Here is a 14,754-nt window from a genome sequence, read left to right as displayed (position 1 = left end):
TCAATGATCCTCGCTGACGAGATGAAAACGGATCGACGCGCCGGGCGGGATTTGCGCCACAAGGTCGAGATGGTAGCGAGCGACCACAGCAATCACAGGATAACCCCCTGTCACAGGATGATCGGCAAGAAACACCACAGGCTGGCCGCTATGCGGCACCTGTATCGCACCGGGCACGGTCGGCTCCGACGGCAATTCGGCCGCATCGATACGCTCCAGAGGCGACGGACCGGAAAGCCGTTTGCCGACCCGGCTTGCCTCAGGCGTTACGCGCCAGTCCTGCGTTGTCAGGGTTTGCAATGCCGCGTCGGTGAACCAGTCATCGCGTGGCCCCAAGACGATATCCACGGTGGTCGCCTCGTTTTTCTTCGGCAGCGCTGCGGCCGGAACCGTATAAGCACTGACGGCGCGGGCCGGGCCGGGCGCTGCGCAAAGCGTTGCACCTGCCACAACGGGTTCGGGGCCAATGCCGGCCAGTACATCGCGGGAAGCCGATCCCATCACCAGATCGCAGGCAAAGCCACCGCGGATACCGAGGTAGCTGACCATGCCCTGACCGGCAGCGCCGATATCGAGAATATCCCCCGCATCGAGCGCAAAAGCCCGGCCTGTCGGCAGAACCGTCCTGCGCCCGTTATTGCCGGTCAGCACGAGCTTGCAGGGCGCGCCGGTCATGGCCAGCGTGACTGGCCTGTCGGCGCGAAGTTCAACGCCTCCGAAGACAATCTCAAGCGCCGATGCATTGGCCGCATTGCCAAGGACTTCGTTCACCGCACGAAAGCTGGCCCGATCCAGCGCGCCCGAGCGGGACACGCCCTGCGACGCCTGTCCGGGCCGGCCTTGGTCCTCCAGCATTAAAGGGCGTTCCGTGCGCAGGATCGTCACATAGGCGTCCGTCTTCACCGTTGCCGGCACGGCCCGGGACAAGGCAGGGACAATCATTGCATCGCTAGCCTCAACCTGACGGAAGCGCACCCGGTCGCCGGGCACCAGCAGGGCAGGACGTTCCCGCGCGAGGTCCCACATGCGGGTGGTGGTGCGCCCGATCAGTTGCCATCCGCCGGGGCTTTCGGTGGGATAGACGCCGCTGAACCTGCCGGCGAGCGCGACAGAGCCGCGCGGAATGCGCACGCGTGGTGATTTGCGGCGCGGAACATCCAACCCCGGATCGTCGCTGCTCATATAGGCGAAACCGGGCGCGAAACCCGTGAATGACACCGTGTGCACGGCCCCGGTATGACGCCGGATCACTTCCGCCTCGGAACAGCAGAGGATAGCGGCCACCTCCGCCAGATCCTTGCCGTCATAGACGACAGGTATCTCGACCATCTGGCCGGGCGATGTTTCCGTGCGCGTCAGTTCCATCGCGGCGATGGCTTCACGCAATCCCTCTCTGGTTGCGAACAAGTGATTGAACCGTACCAGAACCGCACGCGCCGCCGGCACCAGTTCTGTCACGCCTTTGAGCTTTGCAACGCGCAGGCTGTCGAACAGGGCAAGCGCCTGTTCAAGGTCTTCGGTTTCGACAAGAATACCGTCCAGCCCGGCAGCAAGAAAGCGCATTTGCCACTCCGGCCTCAGCGTGTGAACGAAGCAAGCTTTATGCCCGCCTCCGTGAGGTCAGCCCGCAATCTGCGGGCGATCGCCACAGCCGCGGGCGTGTCCCCGTGGACGCAGATGGACTGCGCCTCCAGCCGGATATCGGTTCCATCGACTGCCGTGATGAGCCCCTCCGTCAAGAGGCGCAACATACGACCCGCAATCTCCTTCGGGTCGTGGATCACAGCATCTGCACGCGAACGCGAAACCAGCGAGCCGTCCGGCGTGTAGGCGCGGTCGGCGAATGTCTCGCAGATCACGGTGAGGCCTTGCGCCCGCGCCTGCGCAACCACCGGCGCATTGGAAAGCGCCATCAGCGGCAGGGTGGGGTCCAGTGCCTTGATGGCGGCGATGACGGCTGCCGCCTGCCGGGCATCATGCGCCATCGTATTGTAGAGAGCGCCATGCGGCTTCACATAGGCAACGCGAGTTCCCGCCGCTTTGGCAACGCCCTGCAAAGCGCCGATCTGATAGATGCTGTCGGCAAACAGCTCAGCATCGGAAGGCTCCATGTTGCGGCGCCCGAAGCCGACGAGATCGCGATAGCCGATATGGGCGCCCACGATAACGCCCCGCTCCCCCGCGGAGCGAAGGCTGCGCAGAATGCCGGCGGGATCTCCTGCATGGAAACCACAGGCAATGTTGGCGCTTGTCACGAGAGCGAGCATTGCATCATCGTCGCCCATCGGCCAGGGGCCGAAGCTTTCGCCCAGATCGCTGTTGAGATCGATCATCGTCATCGCAAAGGCACTCCGTTGCCGCTTCCGTTCAGGCCACCAGTGGCGAGGGAAACAGGTCCAGGGAAAGGTCCTGCAGGGCGTCATAGGCGGCCAGCGCCGTCGCCATCTGTGCCTCATGCCCTGCCCGGAACGCATCGCCCTCGACGGTTTCGTCCGGATATTCGGTGATGAGGGTCATGGGAAGCCGGTGGCGGTCGTCCTGCGACATCATCACGGGAAAACCATTGAGGATCTCAAAGCCGGTTTCCCCGGCATGTCGCTCGAACAAGGCGATCTGGGCCTCATTGAAAGCCCGCAGGCCCGGCACGTCATTGAGGCGCGCCGTGACATCCGTCATGAGTTTGCGCGCCGCCTTCTCCCAGCCTTCGCCATGGCGCATGATGAGGAAGAAGCCTTTCGGAATGGTCCAGACTTCGAACCCGCGCGGCACATAGCCCGACAGAGGACGCGTCCATTCATGCGCGGGATACCCGTGGAAATTGAGATGGAGGAGAGCCGGCAGCAGCTTCTCCGCTTCGAGACGGATCGCTTTCTCGAACAGCACCTCGCCTGTGCGGTATTCAAGATCGTCGCCCAGCGCGGTGTAGCGGGCGGCATGATGCATATGGCGGGGATTGTTTCTGATCAGGCGCTGGTGAAGCGCATAGCCATCGGGATTTTCCAGAGGACAGAACGCGAAATGCACGCCTGAACGCCCCATGAGTCGGTGAGCCGCGCGCAGCGTGCCAACCGGCGACGAGGTCTCGTTGGCGTGCTGGCCCGCGGAAATGATCACGCCGCGATCCGTGCCGGGATGATATACCGCCGCGATTTCACGTCCGGCTACCGAGCGTGCGAAATAACGCCGGCCCGGTATCTTCTCCAGTTCCGCCGCGATCTGGACCTGCGACAGCGCGCGCCCCGCACTTTCCAGATCCTGCATGTGATCGGAACGGGAAGCCGCATCATAAGGGCGCAGCTCCACTGTGACGGATAGTTTCTCGCCCTGACGAATATCCGGCACGATCTGGCCCGGCTGAAAATTCCGGTATCCGGCAGGACGGCCGGAAAATTTCGCCAGCAGTTCGAGAGCCGAGAAATAGAAGTCCTCATGCAGCGCTTCACGCAACGACAGAACCTCATCGCCAACCCCGAGGTCCTCGTCGCCCGCCGGCAGGGAAACGCCGATGAACAGTTCCTGAAAGAACGGCTCTTTCTTCCACGGGCCCCCGGCAAGTGCCTCCATCGTCTGATGGAAAATCTGCTCATAGTCTGTGTCGAGCGATTGCTCTCTTCCATCGATGCGCAGCCAGCCGCAGGGCGACAGCGCCGCGTTGCCCGCATAATCCTCATGCAAGCGATTGGGAGCGGTGACTGACAGATCTTCCACGCGGCCGTCGGCGTAGGTCAGCCTGACGCCGTATACCGGCAAAGCATCGCTTTCCGGCCCTTCCATGAAGCTGAAAAGCACTTCGGGGAACATGGCGACAAGCGGATAGGTTTCGAGAAGAAACCGGCGGGGACCGGCCTGAGGATGCCGGGGAAACACGATGTCGGCCCGCACGAGCGCTTCTGTATCGATTTCGTCGCGAAAGGCGACCACCAGAGGCTTGTAGGCGGACCGGCATTTCGCGCTGATGCCGCGCGCTGAAAAAGCGGCTTCGGCGGCGCAACGGGCTGGCAGATCGTCGAAGGTCCACGTTTCCACCGTTGCGGCGGAAAGCGTTTTGGCAAGCTCTCGAAGCGTAGAGGAAAAGGTCTTCTCGAAGAGGATCAACGGCTCGTTCTCCCGGTGGGGTCCAGCAGGTCGCGCAGCCAGTCGCCAAGCAGGTTGAGGCCGAGCACGGTCAGCAGAATGGCGAGCCCCGGCACCACGGAAATCCACCATGCGGTCTGCAGATAGGTGCGACCTTCCGCCAGCATTCCTCCCCATGAGGGAATCGAGGGATCGACCCCAAGCCCAAGGAACGTCAGCGAGCTTTCGAGCAGGATGTTGTTGGCGACATTGAGCGTCATCAGCACCACGACGGGGCCAAGCAGATTGGGCAGCAGATGGCGCATGATGATGTTGCGATCCGCAACCCCGATGGCGCGGGCCGACAGCACGAACTCACGCTCGCGCAGCGACATGACCGAAGCGCGCACCAGACGCGCATATTGCACCCATTGGCTGACAATCAGCAGGATGATGGTGTTGGTGATCGAGCCGCCGACGATCGCGACGAAGGTGATGGCAAGCAGGATGAAGGGCAGCGCCAGCTGCACATCGGCAAAGCGCATCAGGATCATATCCCAGATGCCGCGATAATAGCCCGCCACCAGCCCCATGGCGACGCCCAGCACGACAGAGCCGGCAACCGAAATGAACCCTACCTGCAGCGAAATCCAACCGCCGCTGGCAACGCGTGCGAGAAAGCGCGCGGGCTATGCAGATGCGCTGACGCTGGCCGCCGGAGAACTCGTGCGGATAGCGCGACGCCATCGAAGGCTGGAGGCCGACACGCTCAAGCAGTTCGCCGACCCGCAGCGTGATGTCGCGATTGTTGTCCAGAATGCCATGGGTGCGGATCGGCTCGGCTATCGAATAACCCACGGTCTTGCGCGGATCCAGCGACGCAAAGGGATCCTGAAAGATATACTGCACATCGCGGCGCAGGCGCTGCCGCTCGTCGCGGCTCATTGCGGACATCAGCTTTCCGCTGAACCTCACCTCACCCGAAACAGGGCTCTGAAGCTGCTGGATAGTCCGGCCTATGGTGGATTTTCCCGAGCCCGATTCACCGACAAGCGCCAGTGTCTCCCCGGGATATATGTCAAAGCTGACATGGTTGACCGCGCTGCATCTGTGCGTCGCCCGGCCAAAGAAGTTTTTCCTGATGTCGAAACGTACCAGCAGATCGCGCACCTGAAGCAATGGCGCGCCGGAATAATCCGCCGTATCCTGATCACGGGTTTCGCCGACAAGCCTTGGCTTGTCGCCGTCCAGGACCGTGAGGGCTTCACGCAACGGCAACGGCCGGCCAGCCATCGAACCGAGGCGCGGCACGGCTGAAAGCAGCACCTTTGTATAGGGATGCTGTGGCGCGGCGAAGATTTTCCCGACCGCCCCTTCCTCGACCTTCTTTCCCTTCCACATCACAACGACATCATCGGCCATCTCAGCCACCACGCCCATGTCGTGCGTGATGAAGATCACCGCCATGCCGAGTTCGGCCTGCAATTCCCGGATTATGGTGAGGATCTGGGCCTGAACGGTAACGTCCAGAGCGGTCGTCGGCTCGTCCGCGATCAGGAGCCTGGGGCGGCAGGCGAGCGCCATGGCGATCATCACGCGCTGGCGCATGCCGCCTGAGAGCTGATGCGGATGACGGGTCAGCAGATTTCCGGCATCGGGAAGACGCACAAGCGTCAGCAGCCGCTCCGCCTCGGTCATCGCAGCCGCCCTGGTCATTCCCTCATGCAGCATCAGGACTTCCGCCAGCTGATCACCGATCGTGAAAACCGGATTGAGCGAGGTCATGGGCTCCTGAAAGATCATTGCGATCTCATTGCCCCTGATGCGGCGCATCGCCTTCTGATCGGCGGCGAGCAAGTCGACCTGCGACTGTTCGCGGCAAAAGAGAATTCTGCCCTGCGGGTAGCTGGCCCCGGCCATGTCAGCCAGACGCATGATCGACATCGACGTGACCGATTTGCCGGAACCGCTCTCTCCGACGATAGCGGTGGTGCGGCCTGCGCGGACGGAAAAGCTGAGATCATCGATAACGCGGGTCTCCCCGAAATTCACCGAAAGACCCTCGACCCGAAGCAGATCATTGGCAGCAGGGAGCGACATCAAAATCCTCAGAAGGTGGCGGCGGCCCGCGCAGCCTGATTGTACGTTCCCGAAAGCATCCGCAGAAGAGAGCCGAGATGAGACAGCTCGGATTCGGGAATGCGCGTCTGGCTGGCGATGTCCAGCAACAGCTTTTCACGCAGCTGTCCGTAGCGACGGCAGACCTCGAAGCCGGCGTCGCTGATCTCCACCATCTTTTCCTTGCCGGCACGGCGCGTCTTGATGAGCCCGGCCGCCTCAAGCTTCTTCACGGCATAGGAGACGACATGAATATCTTCGATGTCGAGCACCAGGGCGATGTCGGCCATCCGCTTTTCCCGGCCGCGATGGGCAACCGAATGGAGAATGGCCACTTCCGTGGAGGAAAGGCCCGGCTGGCCGGAGGCCGCCATGCAGCGGACCATCCAGCGGTTGAAGGCGCTGGTTGCAATCATCAGCCCATATTCGACTTCAGACAGGGCGGGGGAGCGTCCGGCCGCCAGATGCGCCGACGAAACGACCGGCCCGATTTCGATGTTCCCGGCCTCTTTGTTCGCCTGCGTGTCGATGACCGCAATCGGTAATGCTCTGCTTTGTACCCGACCCATTCTCGCCCTTTCTTTTGCATATCATCGATAATTTATAGATATCTTGTCAATGGAAATTCCTGAACCAAAGGAAGCGCCTGCCCCGAGGCTTGCTCGGGGCGGCATGAACACATGGTTGCATAGCCGGGCCGCACGCTTCAGTTTTGCCGTAGCAAACAGGCGCCAGACCAAAGCGCTCTGACGTATTTTTACGTATTCCCGAGAGCGGCCTGATAAAGGATTGTGAGCCTGGAATGCAGGCGAGGCTCCGCTATGCCCGGAAGACTGGCCTGAAGGACTGGGAGGTTTCATGAAACACACAAAGATCTATCCCGATGCCCGTGCGGCGCTCGACGGGCTTTTGCGAAACGACATGCTGATTGCGGCGGGTGGCTTTGGCCTCTGCGGCATTCCCGAATTGCTGATCGCGGCGATCCGGGACAGCGGCGTCACGGGGCTCACCGTTGCCTCCAACAATGCCGGCGTCGATGGCTTTGGCCTCGGCGTTCTGCTGGAAACCCGGCAGGTCAAAAAGATGATCTCGTCCTATGTCGGCGAGAATGCCGAATTCATGCGGCAATATCTGGCGGGAGAGCTTGAACTCGAATTCAACCCGCAGGGCACGCTGGCCGAACGCATGCGCGCCGGCGGCGCCGGAATTCCCGGCTTCTACACAAAGACTGGCGTGGGAACCGTGATCGCCGAAGGCAAGGAACACCACGTCTTCGATGGTGAAACCTACATTCTGGAGCGCGGACTGGTTGCCGATCTGGCGATCGTGAAGGCATGGAAGGCCGACCCCTCCGGCAACGTCATCTTCCGCAAGACTGCCCGCAACTTCAACCTGCCCGCCGCCACCTGCGGCAAGGTCTGCGTCGCAGAGGTGGAGGAGATCGTACCGCTCGGCTCGCTCGAGCCCGACCACATCCACCTGCCCGGCATCTATGTGCACCGCATCGTGCAGGGCCCGCATGAGAAGCGCATCGAACAGCGCACCACCCGCAAGAGGGAGACGGTCTGATGGCTGGCTTGGATCGCAACGAGATGGCGGAACGCGCCGCCCGTGAGCTTCAGGACGGCTGGTATGTGAACCTCGGCATCGGCATTCCGACGCTGGTGGCCAATTACATCCCCGAAGGCGTCGAGGTCACGCTGCAATCGGAGAACGGCATGCTGGGCATGGGCCCCTTCCCCTATGAGGGCGAGGAAGATCCCGACCTGATCAATGCCGGCAAGCAGACGATCACCGAACTGCCGCAGACCGCCTTCTTCGACAGCGCCACCTCCTTCGCCATGATCCGCGGCGGCAAGATCAACATGGCCATCCTCGGCGCCATGGAAGTGGCCGAGAACGGTGACCTCGCCAACTGGATGATCCCCGGCAAGCTCGTCAAGGGGATGGGTGGCGCCATGGATCTGGTGGCCGGTGTCGGCCGCGTCGTCGTCGTCATGGACCACACCAACAAGGCCGGTGAAACCAAGGTTCTGAAAGCCTGCACCCTGCCGCTGACCGGCAAGGGCGTCGTCGACCGCATCATCACCAATCTGGGCGTTCTCGATGTCGTGCCCGGCGGCCTGAAGATCGTCGAATGCGCAGCCGGCGTCAGCGAAGCGGACCTGCGCGCCGCAACGGAAGCCACCATCGTCGGCTAGACCCGGCCAAGCCGTCCGAAAATGAGAATCATTTTCGGACGGCAAGTGCGGGGCAAAACCTTAAGGCGTATCGCGATACGCCTTAAGCCGCCGGTGCATCGCGATGTGTGCCTGCTGCCCGCACCATCTTGCGGGACCCGTACCATGTCGTATTTATACGCAATGAGCCCCAGACCACCGCCCAATCTGGTTCCCGGCACCACCACCTTCAGGCTGGATGACATCCCGCTGCCGATGGTTCATGCCACGCATCGCATCATCCGCGACTGCAACAGCGAGTTTTCATCTCTGTTCGGCTATGAACGCGCCGAACTGGTGGACCAGAGCTTCTCGCGCCTCTACCCGAAGATCGCGGACTTCATCCGTACCGGCTATATGTGGGGCACCCATCTTTCCGGCGGCAAGACCTATTACGACGAGCGCATCATGATGAGCCGGGACGGCCGCACCTTCTGGTGCAGCGTCAACGGGAAATCCCGCCATGCCAGTGATCCTTTCGCCGACGCGCTTTATTGCTTCGAGCCGATCAATCGGCCGGTGTCGCAGACCATGGCCGCCATTACCGATCGCCAGCGCCAGATCCTCACACTGATCGCGCAGGGCAAGACGAGCGAGGAAATTGCACGGGAGCTTGGCCTTTCCCGCCGCACCATAGAAACGCACAGGTTGCGGCTCTGCAGGATAGCGGCAGTGCGCAACTCCTTTGAACTCGTTGCCTGGTTCCTCTCGCAGGAAGGGCCGCGGGAAACCTGAAATTCCTGCTGCATCTGAGAGTTAGAAACGGCTACGTTTGCGCTGGATCAACCCGGCTTTTGCCATTGCATCGTAAGAAGCGGAATAATGCCGTTTTCCGTTCGGGAAAAACGGCGCGACGACAAAGGAGAACCAGCTTGAAAACGCAGCTCTTCGTTCCTCTCGTCACGCATCCCGATGCCAATGCAGACAGGCTGGCCGGACAGGTTGCCGCGATCGCGGCAGGCATGGACGCAGGCATCCATGCGCTTGCCATCAATGTCAGCATTCCCAACGTCTCGACGGCGCTGTCGAAGCTGTTGCTGAACACGCCGGACCTGATCAGGCAGGCCGAAGCGGAAAGCCGGCGGCGGGGAGAGCATCTGCTCGACCTGCTTCGGGGAAACGCTCATAGAGCGGCGGCTGAATTCGACGCTCAGACGATTGCTGTGGCCCTTCCTTTGCTGGCGGAAACCGCCGCGCAGCAGGCTCGCTATTATGATTTCAGCCTCGTCGGGCTCGATGCGGGAAACCAGACCGCGCGCGCCACCGCCGAAGCGGTGGTTTTCGGCTCGGGAAGACCCGCCCTCCTTGTGCCGGAAACGACGGAGCCCTCCGTTTTCCACAACATCGCCATAGCCTGGGATGGCAGCCGTGTCGCCGCGCGGGCTCTGGCAGATGCGCGGCCATTCCTGGAACGGGCTTCCGCCGTCTCCGTCATCACCGTGGTGGACGAAAAGCCGCTGAAAAACGCAGGCGATGAAGAGCGCCTTGCGGCGGCTTTGCGCCAGCGAGGCGTGAATGCCACGGCCTCCACCGTGAAAGCCCAGGGCCGTCCCATCGCGGAGGCGCTTCAGCAGGAAGCCCTTCAGCGCGGATGCCAGCTGCTTGTCATGGGTGGCTATGGACATTCGCGTCTGCGCGACTTCGTGCTTGGCGGTGCCACGGAAGGCGTCCTCAACAACCTCCTGATGCCCGTCCTCCTGTCACACTGAACAGACACGGGAAGTTGCAGCCGCGCCGGAATTCAGACGGCCGGCGCGCTGCCTTCCTCCGGCGTCCAGCTGCCGCGATGGTAAATTCCTTCGGTGCTGATGAGATGTCCCGGCTGGCACGCCACCCGAACAGTGGTGATCGGCCCGAGATCGTTCCATGTCGTACGGTGCATGATCAGCAACGCCTGTCCCGGTTTCGTCTGCAGCAATCGCGCCTCGCGCGCATCCGCATTGGCCGCGCTGAAGGTCAGCTCGGCGCCCAGATAGGGCGCGTTCTGCACCAGCCATTCATTGGCGTTGAGCTGCCAGAAATCGAAAGTTTTGAGTTCCGGTACGGAATCTGTGTTGATCCAGCGGTCTTCGAGCTGAAACGGCTGCCCGTCGCCATAATGCACCGCGCGCATGTGCACCAGAACCTTGCCCGCCGAAAGGCCAAGCCTGGCCGCGATGGCAGGCGGCGCGGGGCTGTGGCGCAGAGCCACCACCCTGTGTCCATAAACCCTGCCTGCCTGCTCAACCTGCTCGCGCACGATGGGAATCGTCACTGTCGCTTTGCGGACGGGATTTATGGTGACCCGCGTGCCGGCTCTGCGGCGGCGCTCAAGCAGCCCCTCGTCGGCCAGAAGTTGCAATGCCTTGTTGACGGTTGCACGCGCTGCATCGAATTCGATGGCCAGGTCAGCCTCATCGGGAATGCGCTCTCCCTGCCTCCACTCGCGCTCGACGATACGACGGCGCACCTCGTTGGCAATATTCTGCGCTTTTGGCGACGTCGGTCCCAGCGGCTTGTCGATCATTCCAGCCTTATGCTCCTGTCACCTTGCTGCCTTCTTTACAGGTCCGGAAAACCAGAATCGGTTGCGGTTCGATCTCATGCCCGATGTGGCGCGTTTCCTCCACATGTCTTTACGCGCAACACTTTGTCCCACGCGCCCGGCGGCCTGTTCAGCGCCACTGGGTGTGAAGCCTTCCCCCGAAATAAGTTTATACATAGACCGAATATAAGTATAGACATAGAGGCGGAGTTGTTGTTAGGGTCGGTCAGGGTGAGGAGAATGGTGAGGACGCCCGCGAGGCGTCCCGGCTATCCAGACCCGACAGAGTTTCGCTGCCGCATCAGCCAACCTATGCGCAGCCCGTACCTGGAGGCTGACATGCCCGAATTCGTTTTGGCGACAAGCCGGACTGCCATGGCCGTATGGGCGCAAAGCGCTGCCTTCATGCCAGGGTCCTGTCTGTGAGCGGGCCGCTTTCCGGAATCAGGGTCCTTGACCTTTCGCGCGTTCTGGCAGGCCCCTACTGCACTGCGCTGATGGCCGATCTCGGCGCGCAGATCATCAAGCTCGAACCGCCGGCCGGCGACGACTATCGTCACATCGGCCCCTTCAGGGACGGAGAAAGCGCACTCTTCACCCTCAACAATCGCGGCAAGCAGAGCCTTGCGCTCGACCTGAAGAAGCCGGCCGATCTGAAGCTCGCGCAGGAGCTGGCCGCCCGGGTCGACGTTGTTGTGGAAAACTTCCGCCCCGGCGTCGCTGCGCGGCTGGGTCTTGGCGCAGAAGCGCTGCGCGCCGCCAATCCGCGCCTCATCTACTGCTCGATTTCCGGTTTCGGCCAGCAGGGGCCGTTCACCGACCTGCCCGCCTACGATCTGGTGGTGCAGGCCATGTCCGGCCTGATGGCCTCGACCGGCGAGGAAGGCGGCGCGCCGCTCAAGACCGGCGAAAGCGTGGCCGATCTCATCGCCGGTCTGTTCGCTAGCTGGTCGATCATGGCGGCCCTGGTGCAGCGCAATGCGACCGGACAGGGCGCCACGCTCGACGTCGCCATGTATGACGCCCTGTTCTCCATGCTGACGACCAGCCACGCCCAGTATCTCTACGATGGCGTCATGCCCGGCCGGGTCGGCAACCGCCATCCGCTTTCCACGCCGTTCGGCTGCTTCCGCACCAGCGACGGGCAGGTCGTCATCGCCGTGCTCAATGGCGGCCAGTTCCAGCGTCTGGCGGCGCTGATCGGCAAGCCGGAAATCGCAGCCGATCCCCGCTTTGCCAGCGACAGCAGCCGCACGGAAAACGAGCCCGCCCTGCGCGCGCTGATCGAGGAATGGTCCGGCGCGCTGACGACGGAGGAAGCCGTCGCCGCGCTCTCCGCACAGGGCCTGCCCACCGCGCCGATCTGGGATATCGCGCAGGCCGCCAACAACGAGCATGCCGCGACGCGCGGTCTGGTCAGCGAGCTGCCGCATCCCGTTCTCGGGCGCGCGCCGGTTGTCGGCCAGCCCGTACGTTTCGACGGCGACAAGCCCGTCAGCCCGACCTCCGCGCCGCGTCTCGGCGGCGATATCGAGGCGGTTCTCAAGGAATTTGGACTGGAGTACGCGCATGACGCAGATTGACGACCCCTGGTACATGCTGTCCGAAGAGGAGCGCATGTTCTGCGAGGTTCTGGAACGGATGTGCGCCGACAAGATCGCACCGCTTGCGGCCGAGACCGACGAGACGTCGCGCTTCGTGCATGAACAGCTCGCCACGCTCGGCGAAGCGGGCATGATGGGCGCCAATCTGCCGGAAGCCTATGGCGGCGGCGGCATTTCCGCACCTGCCCTGCTGCGGGCCGTATCGATCGTGGCCGGCGCCTGCGGCTCGACCGCCTCGGCCCTGACGGCGCACTATCTGGCGACCGATTCCGTGCTCATCGGCGGCACCGGGGAGCAGAAGCAGGAATGGCTGCCCAGGGCCGCCTCGGGCGAGGCGCTGGCCGCCTTCGCGCTGACCGAGCCGACCGCCGGTTCCGATCCCGCCGACATGAAGACGCGGGCGCGGCGCACCGAAAGCGGCTGGCACCTCAAGGGCACCAAGTGCTTCATCTCCAATGGCGGCGTGGCGGATTTCATCATCGTCTACGCCGTGACCGATCCGGAGAAGGCGCATCGCGGCATTTCGGCATTCATCGTGCCGAAGGGCACGCCGGGGCTCGAAGCCGGCCTGCCGGAGAAGACCATGGGCCTCAGGGGTGGCCATGTCTTCACCCTCAATCTCGATTGCCAGCTCCCGCACGATGCCCTGCTCGGCGAAGAGGGCAAAGGCTTCCGCACCGCCATGCAGGTGCTGGACAATGGCCGCATCGAAGTCGCCGCCCAGTGCCTCGGCATGGCAAAGGCCGCCATGGACGCCGCCATCGTCTACGCGAAGGACCGCGTCATCGGCGGCATGGCGCTGTCCGATCGCCAGGGCATACGCTGGATGATCGCCGACATGGGCCTCGCCTACTCCTCGGCCCTGCTTCTGTCGCAGGAGGCCGCACGCCAGCGCGGTCTGGCCCACGAGCATGGCGGACGTTTTTCGCTCGCCTCCTCGATGGCCAAGCTCGGCGCGTCGGAAGCGGCGGGGAAAATTGCCGACATCGCACTGCAACTGCATGGCGGCTACGGCTATACGCGCGACTTCCCCGTCGAGCGTATCAACCGGGATCTTCGCATCATGCGAATTTACGAGGGATCGAGCGAGATTCAGCGTATCATCATCTCGGGCAATATGCTGGCCTGACAGGCCAGTTAGACTTTGGCAGGCTTCGTGTCCGGGTGACTGGTAACACGTTGAAAAATGAACAATAACGAGGTCACGGACTCACGCGCATGAGAGCAGAGGCAAACACCCGGCACCCGCATGAAAATGCAGATACCGGACACTGCATCCACCGGAAGCAGCCGCTGCGCTCATTCTCATGAACTCCCGACATAACCGTCCAGCAAGGAGAACGAAATGACACTTTCCAGAATTCTGAAGTCGGCGCTCGCCGGCATCGCGCTGATGGCTCTGGCGGCTCCCGCCAGCGCTGACCAGCTCGCCGACATCAAGGCCGCCGGCAAGATCGTCACCGCGACCGACATGCACTACGCTCCCTTCGACATGCTGATCGACGGCGTCTATCAGGGCATGACCAAGGACCTGTTCGATGAAGTGTCCAAGGAACTCGGCGTCGAGCCGGTCTATCAGGACATTCCGTGGACCGCCGAACTGCCGGGCCTCGAAGTCAAGAAGTTCGACATCGTGATCGCTCCCGTGACCATCACGCCCGAGCGTATCGAGCGCTACACCTTCACCCTGCCGATCGCCGACGCTACCGTCTCGCTGGTGCGCGCCGCAAACAACACCGAGCTGAAGAAACCCGAAGACATCAAGGGCAAGACCGTTGGCGTCCAGCAGGGCACGGCTCAGTTCCGCCAGCTGCAGGCCTTCGGTGAGAAGCTCGGCGGCGTGACCGTCAAGGAATATGGCACCACCGACGAAGCCTATGCGGATCTCGCGGCCGGCCGCCTCGACGCCGTCGCCGGCTCGCTGCCGAACCTCACCTATCTGGTCAAGAACCGCGGCGAGACCTTCGCCCTGTTCGAGCCGGCCTCCTTCGGCGAGCCGACCTATTTCGCCTGGGTGCTGCGCAAGGGCGATGACAGCGAGAGCTTCTCCAAGGCCATTGCCGACGCTATCCTCAAGATGACCGATGACGGCCGCGTGAAGGCCATTCAGGAGAAGTGGCTGGGCACCTATACCGAGCTGCCACGCGAAGTCCCCACCAAGTAAGTTCTGACATGCGGGCGGGGCTTGCCTCGCCCGCATTGCCTTGCGCATTTTGCGCGCCGAATGAAAACTCAG

General features: G+C 62.6%; 12 protein-coding genes and 2 pseudogenes. 7 read left to right on the top strand and 7 right to left on the bottom strand.

Annotation, left to right across the window (positions count from 1 at the left end; translation table 11 throughout):
- From AC5XE7_RS18055 to AC5XE7_RS18030, 6 genes and pseudogenes are all read right to left on the bottom strand, one after another.
- Positions 1 to 1,563: a 5-oxoprolinase subunit B/C family protein gene (locus tag AC5XE7_RS18055; protein ID WP_495367059.1), complete on the bottom strand. Its 1,563-nt coding sequence runs from the start codon at positions 1,561 to 1,563 to the stop codon at positions 1 to 3.
- Positions 1,564 to 1,577: 14 nt separating this feature from the next.
- Entirely contained in the window at positions 1,578 to 2,339 is a 762-nt protein-coding gene (locus tag AC5XE7_RS18050) for a LamB/YcsF family protein (RefSeq protein ID WP_495367058.1), read from the bottom strand.
- Between the two features lie 28 nt (positions 2,340 to 2,367).
- Positions 2,368 to 4,095 (bottom strand): M14 family zinc carboxypeptidase, encoded by a 1,728-nt coding sequence (locus AC5XE7_RS18045; RefSeq protein WP_495367057.1) that lies wholly within the window; start codon positions 4,093 to 4,095, stop codon positions 2,368 to 2,370.
- Positions 4,092 to 4,730 (bottom strand): annotated as a pseudogene (locus AC5XE7_RS18040) (ABC transporter permease); the annotation flags it as partial. The gene AC5XE7_RS18045 and the pseudogene AC5XE7_RS18040, both read right to left, overlap by 4 nt.
- A pseudogene (locus tag AC5XE7_RS18035) lies at positions 4,729 to 6,153 on the bottom strand (ATP-binding cassette domain-containing protein); the annotation flags it as partial. The pseudogenes AC5XE7_RS18035 and AC5XE7_RS18040, both read right to left, overlap by 2 nt.
- Before the next feature lie 8 nt (positions 6,154 to 6,161).
- The gene (locus AC5XE7_RS18030) at positions 6,162 to 6,740 is read right to left on the bottom strand and encodes a winged helix DNA-binding protein (RefSeq protein WP_495367056.1); all 579 of its coding nucleotides are present in this window, start codon (positions 6,738 to 6,740) and stop codon (positions 6,162 to 6,164) included.
- A 289-nt stretch (positions 6,741 to 7,029) separates the two neighbouring features.
- Between AC5XE7_RS18030 and AC5XE7_RS18025 the strand changes: the two genes are divergently transcribed.
- From AC5XE7_RS18025 to AC5XE7_RS18010, 4 genes are all read left to right on the top strand, one after another.
- Positions 7,030 to 7,740 carry a CoA transferase subunit A gene (locus tag AC5XE7_RS18025; protein WP_495367055.1) on the top strand — a complete coding sequence of 237 codons (711 nt, stop codon included), beginning with the start codon at positions 7,030 to 7,032 and terminating at the stop codon, positions 7,738 to 7,740.
- A complete protein-coding gene (locus tag AC5XE7_RS18020) occupies positions 7,740 to 8,372 on the top strand; it encodes a 3-oxoacid CoA-transferase subunit B (RefSeq protein WP_495367054.1) in 633 nt (210 codons plus the stop codon). The genes AC5XE7_RS18025 and AC5XE7_RS18020 overlap by 1 nt, the downstream gene beginning before the upstream one ends.
- A 144-nt stretch (positions 8,373 to 8,516) precedes the next feature.
- Positions 8,517 to 9,125, top strand: a complete 609-nt coding sequence (locus tag AC5XE7_RS18015) for a LuxR C-terminal-related transcriptional regulator (RefSeq protein ID WP_495367053.1) — start codon at positions 8,517 to 8,519, stop codon at positions 9,123 to 9,125.
- A 137-nt stretch (positions 9,126 to 9,262) separates the two neighbouring features.
- Complete coding sequence (locus tag AC5XE7_RS18010) at positions 9,263 to 10,099, top strand: universal stress protein (RefSeq protein WP_495367052.1); 837 nt, start codon at positions 9,263 to 9,265, stop codon at positions 10,097 to 10,099.
- A gap of 32 nt (positions 10,100 to 10,131) precedes the next feature.
- On the opposite strand, the gene hutC is transcribed toward AC5XE7_RS18010, so the two are convergent.
- Complete coding sequence (hutC, locus tag AC5XE7_RS18005) at positions 10,132 to 10,896, bottom strand: histidine utilization transcriptional repressor HutC (protein ID WP_495367051.1); 765 nt, start codon at positions 10,894 to 10,896, stop codon at positions 10,132 to 10,134.
- Positions 10,897 to 11,336: 440 nt separating this feature from the next.
- Here hutC and AC5XE7_RS18000 point away from each other — a divergent pair, with 440 nt between their 5' ends.
- From AC5XE7_RS18000 to AC5XE7_RS17990, 3 genes are all read left to right on the top strand, one after another.
- Positions 11,337 to 12,497 carry a CaiB/BaiF CoA transferase family protein gene (locus AC5XE7_RS18000; RefSeq protein WP_495367050.1) on the top strand — a complete coding sequence of 387 codons (1,161 nt, stop codon included), beginning with the start codon at positions 11,337 to 11,339 and terminating at the stop codon, positions 12,495 to 12,497.
- Complete coding sequence (locus AC5XE7_RS17995; protein ID WP_495367049.1) at positions 12,484 to 13,647, top strand: acyl-CoA dehydrogenase family protein; 1,164 nt, start codon at positions 12,484 to 12,486, stop codon at positions 13,645 to 13,647. The genes AC5XE7_RS18000 and AC5XE7_RS17995 overlap by 14 nt, the downstream gene beginning before the upstream one ends.
- A 216-nt stretch (positions 13,648 to 13,863) precedes the next feature.
- A complete protein-coding gene (locus AC5XE7_RS17990) occupies positions 13,864 to 14,682 on the top strand; it encodes a transporter substrate-binding domain-containing protein (RefSeq protein ID WP_495367048.1) in 819 nt (272 codons plus the stop codon).
- The last annotated feature ends 72 nt before the right edge of the window (positions 14,683 to 14,754 follow it).

The organism is Aquamicrobium sp. YD-1-mutant5, assembly GCF_059509755.1.
Note: the sequence above shows the minus strand (reverse complement) of the source record. Positions and strands in the feature narration are given on the sequence as shown.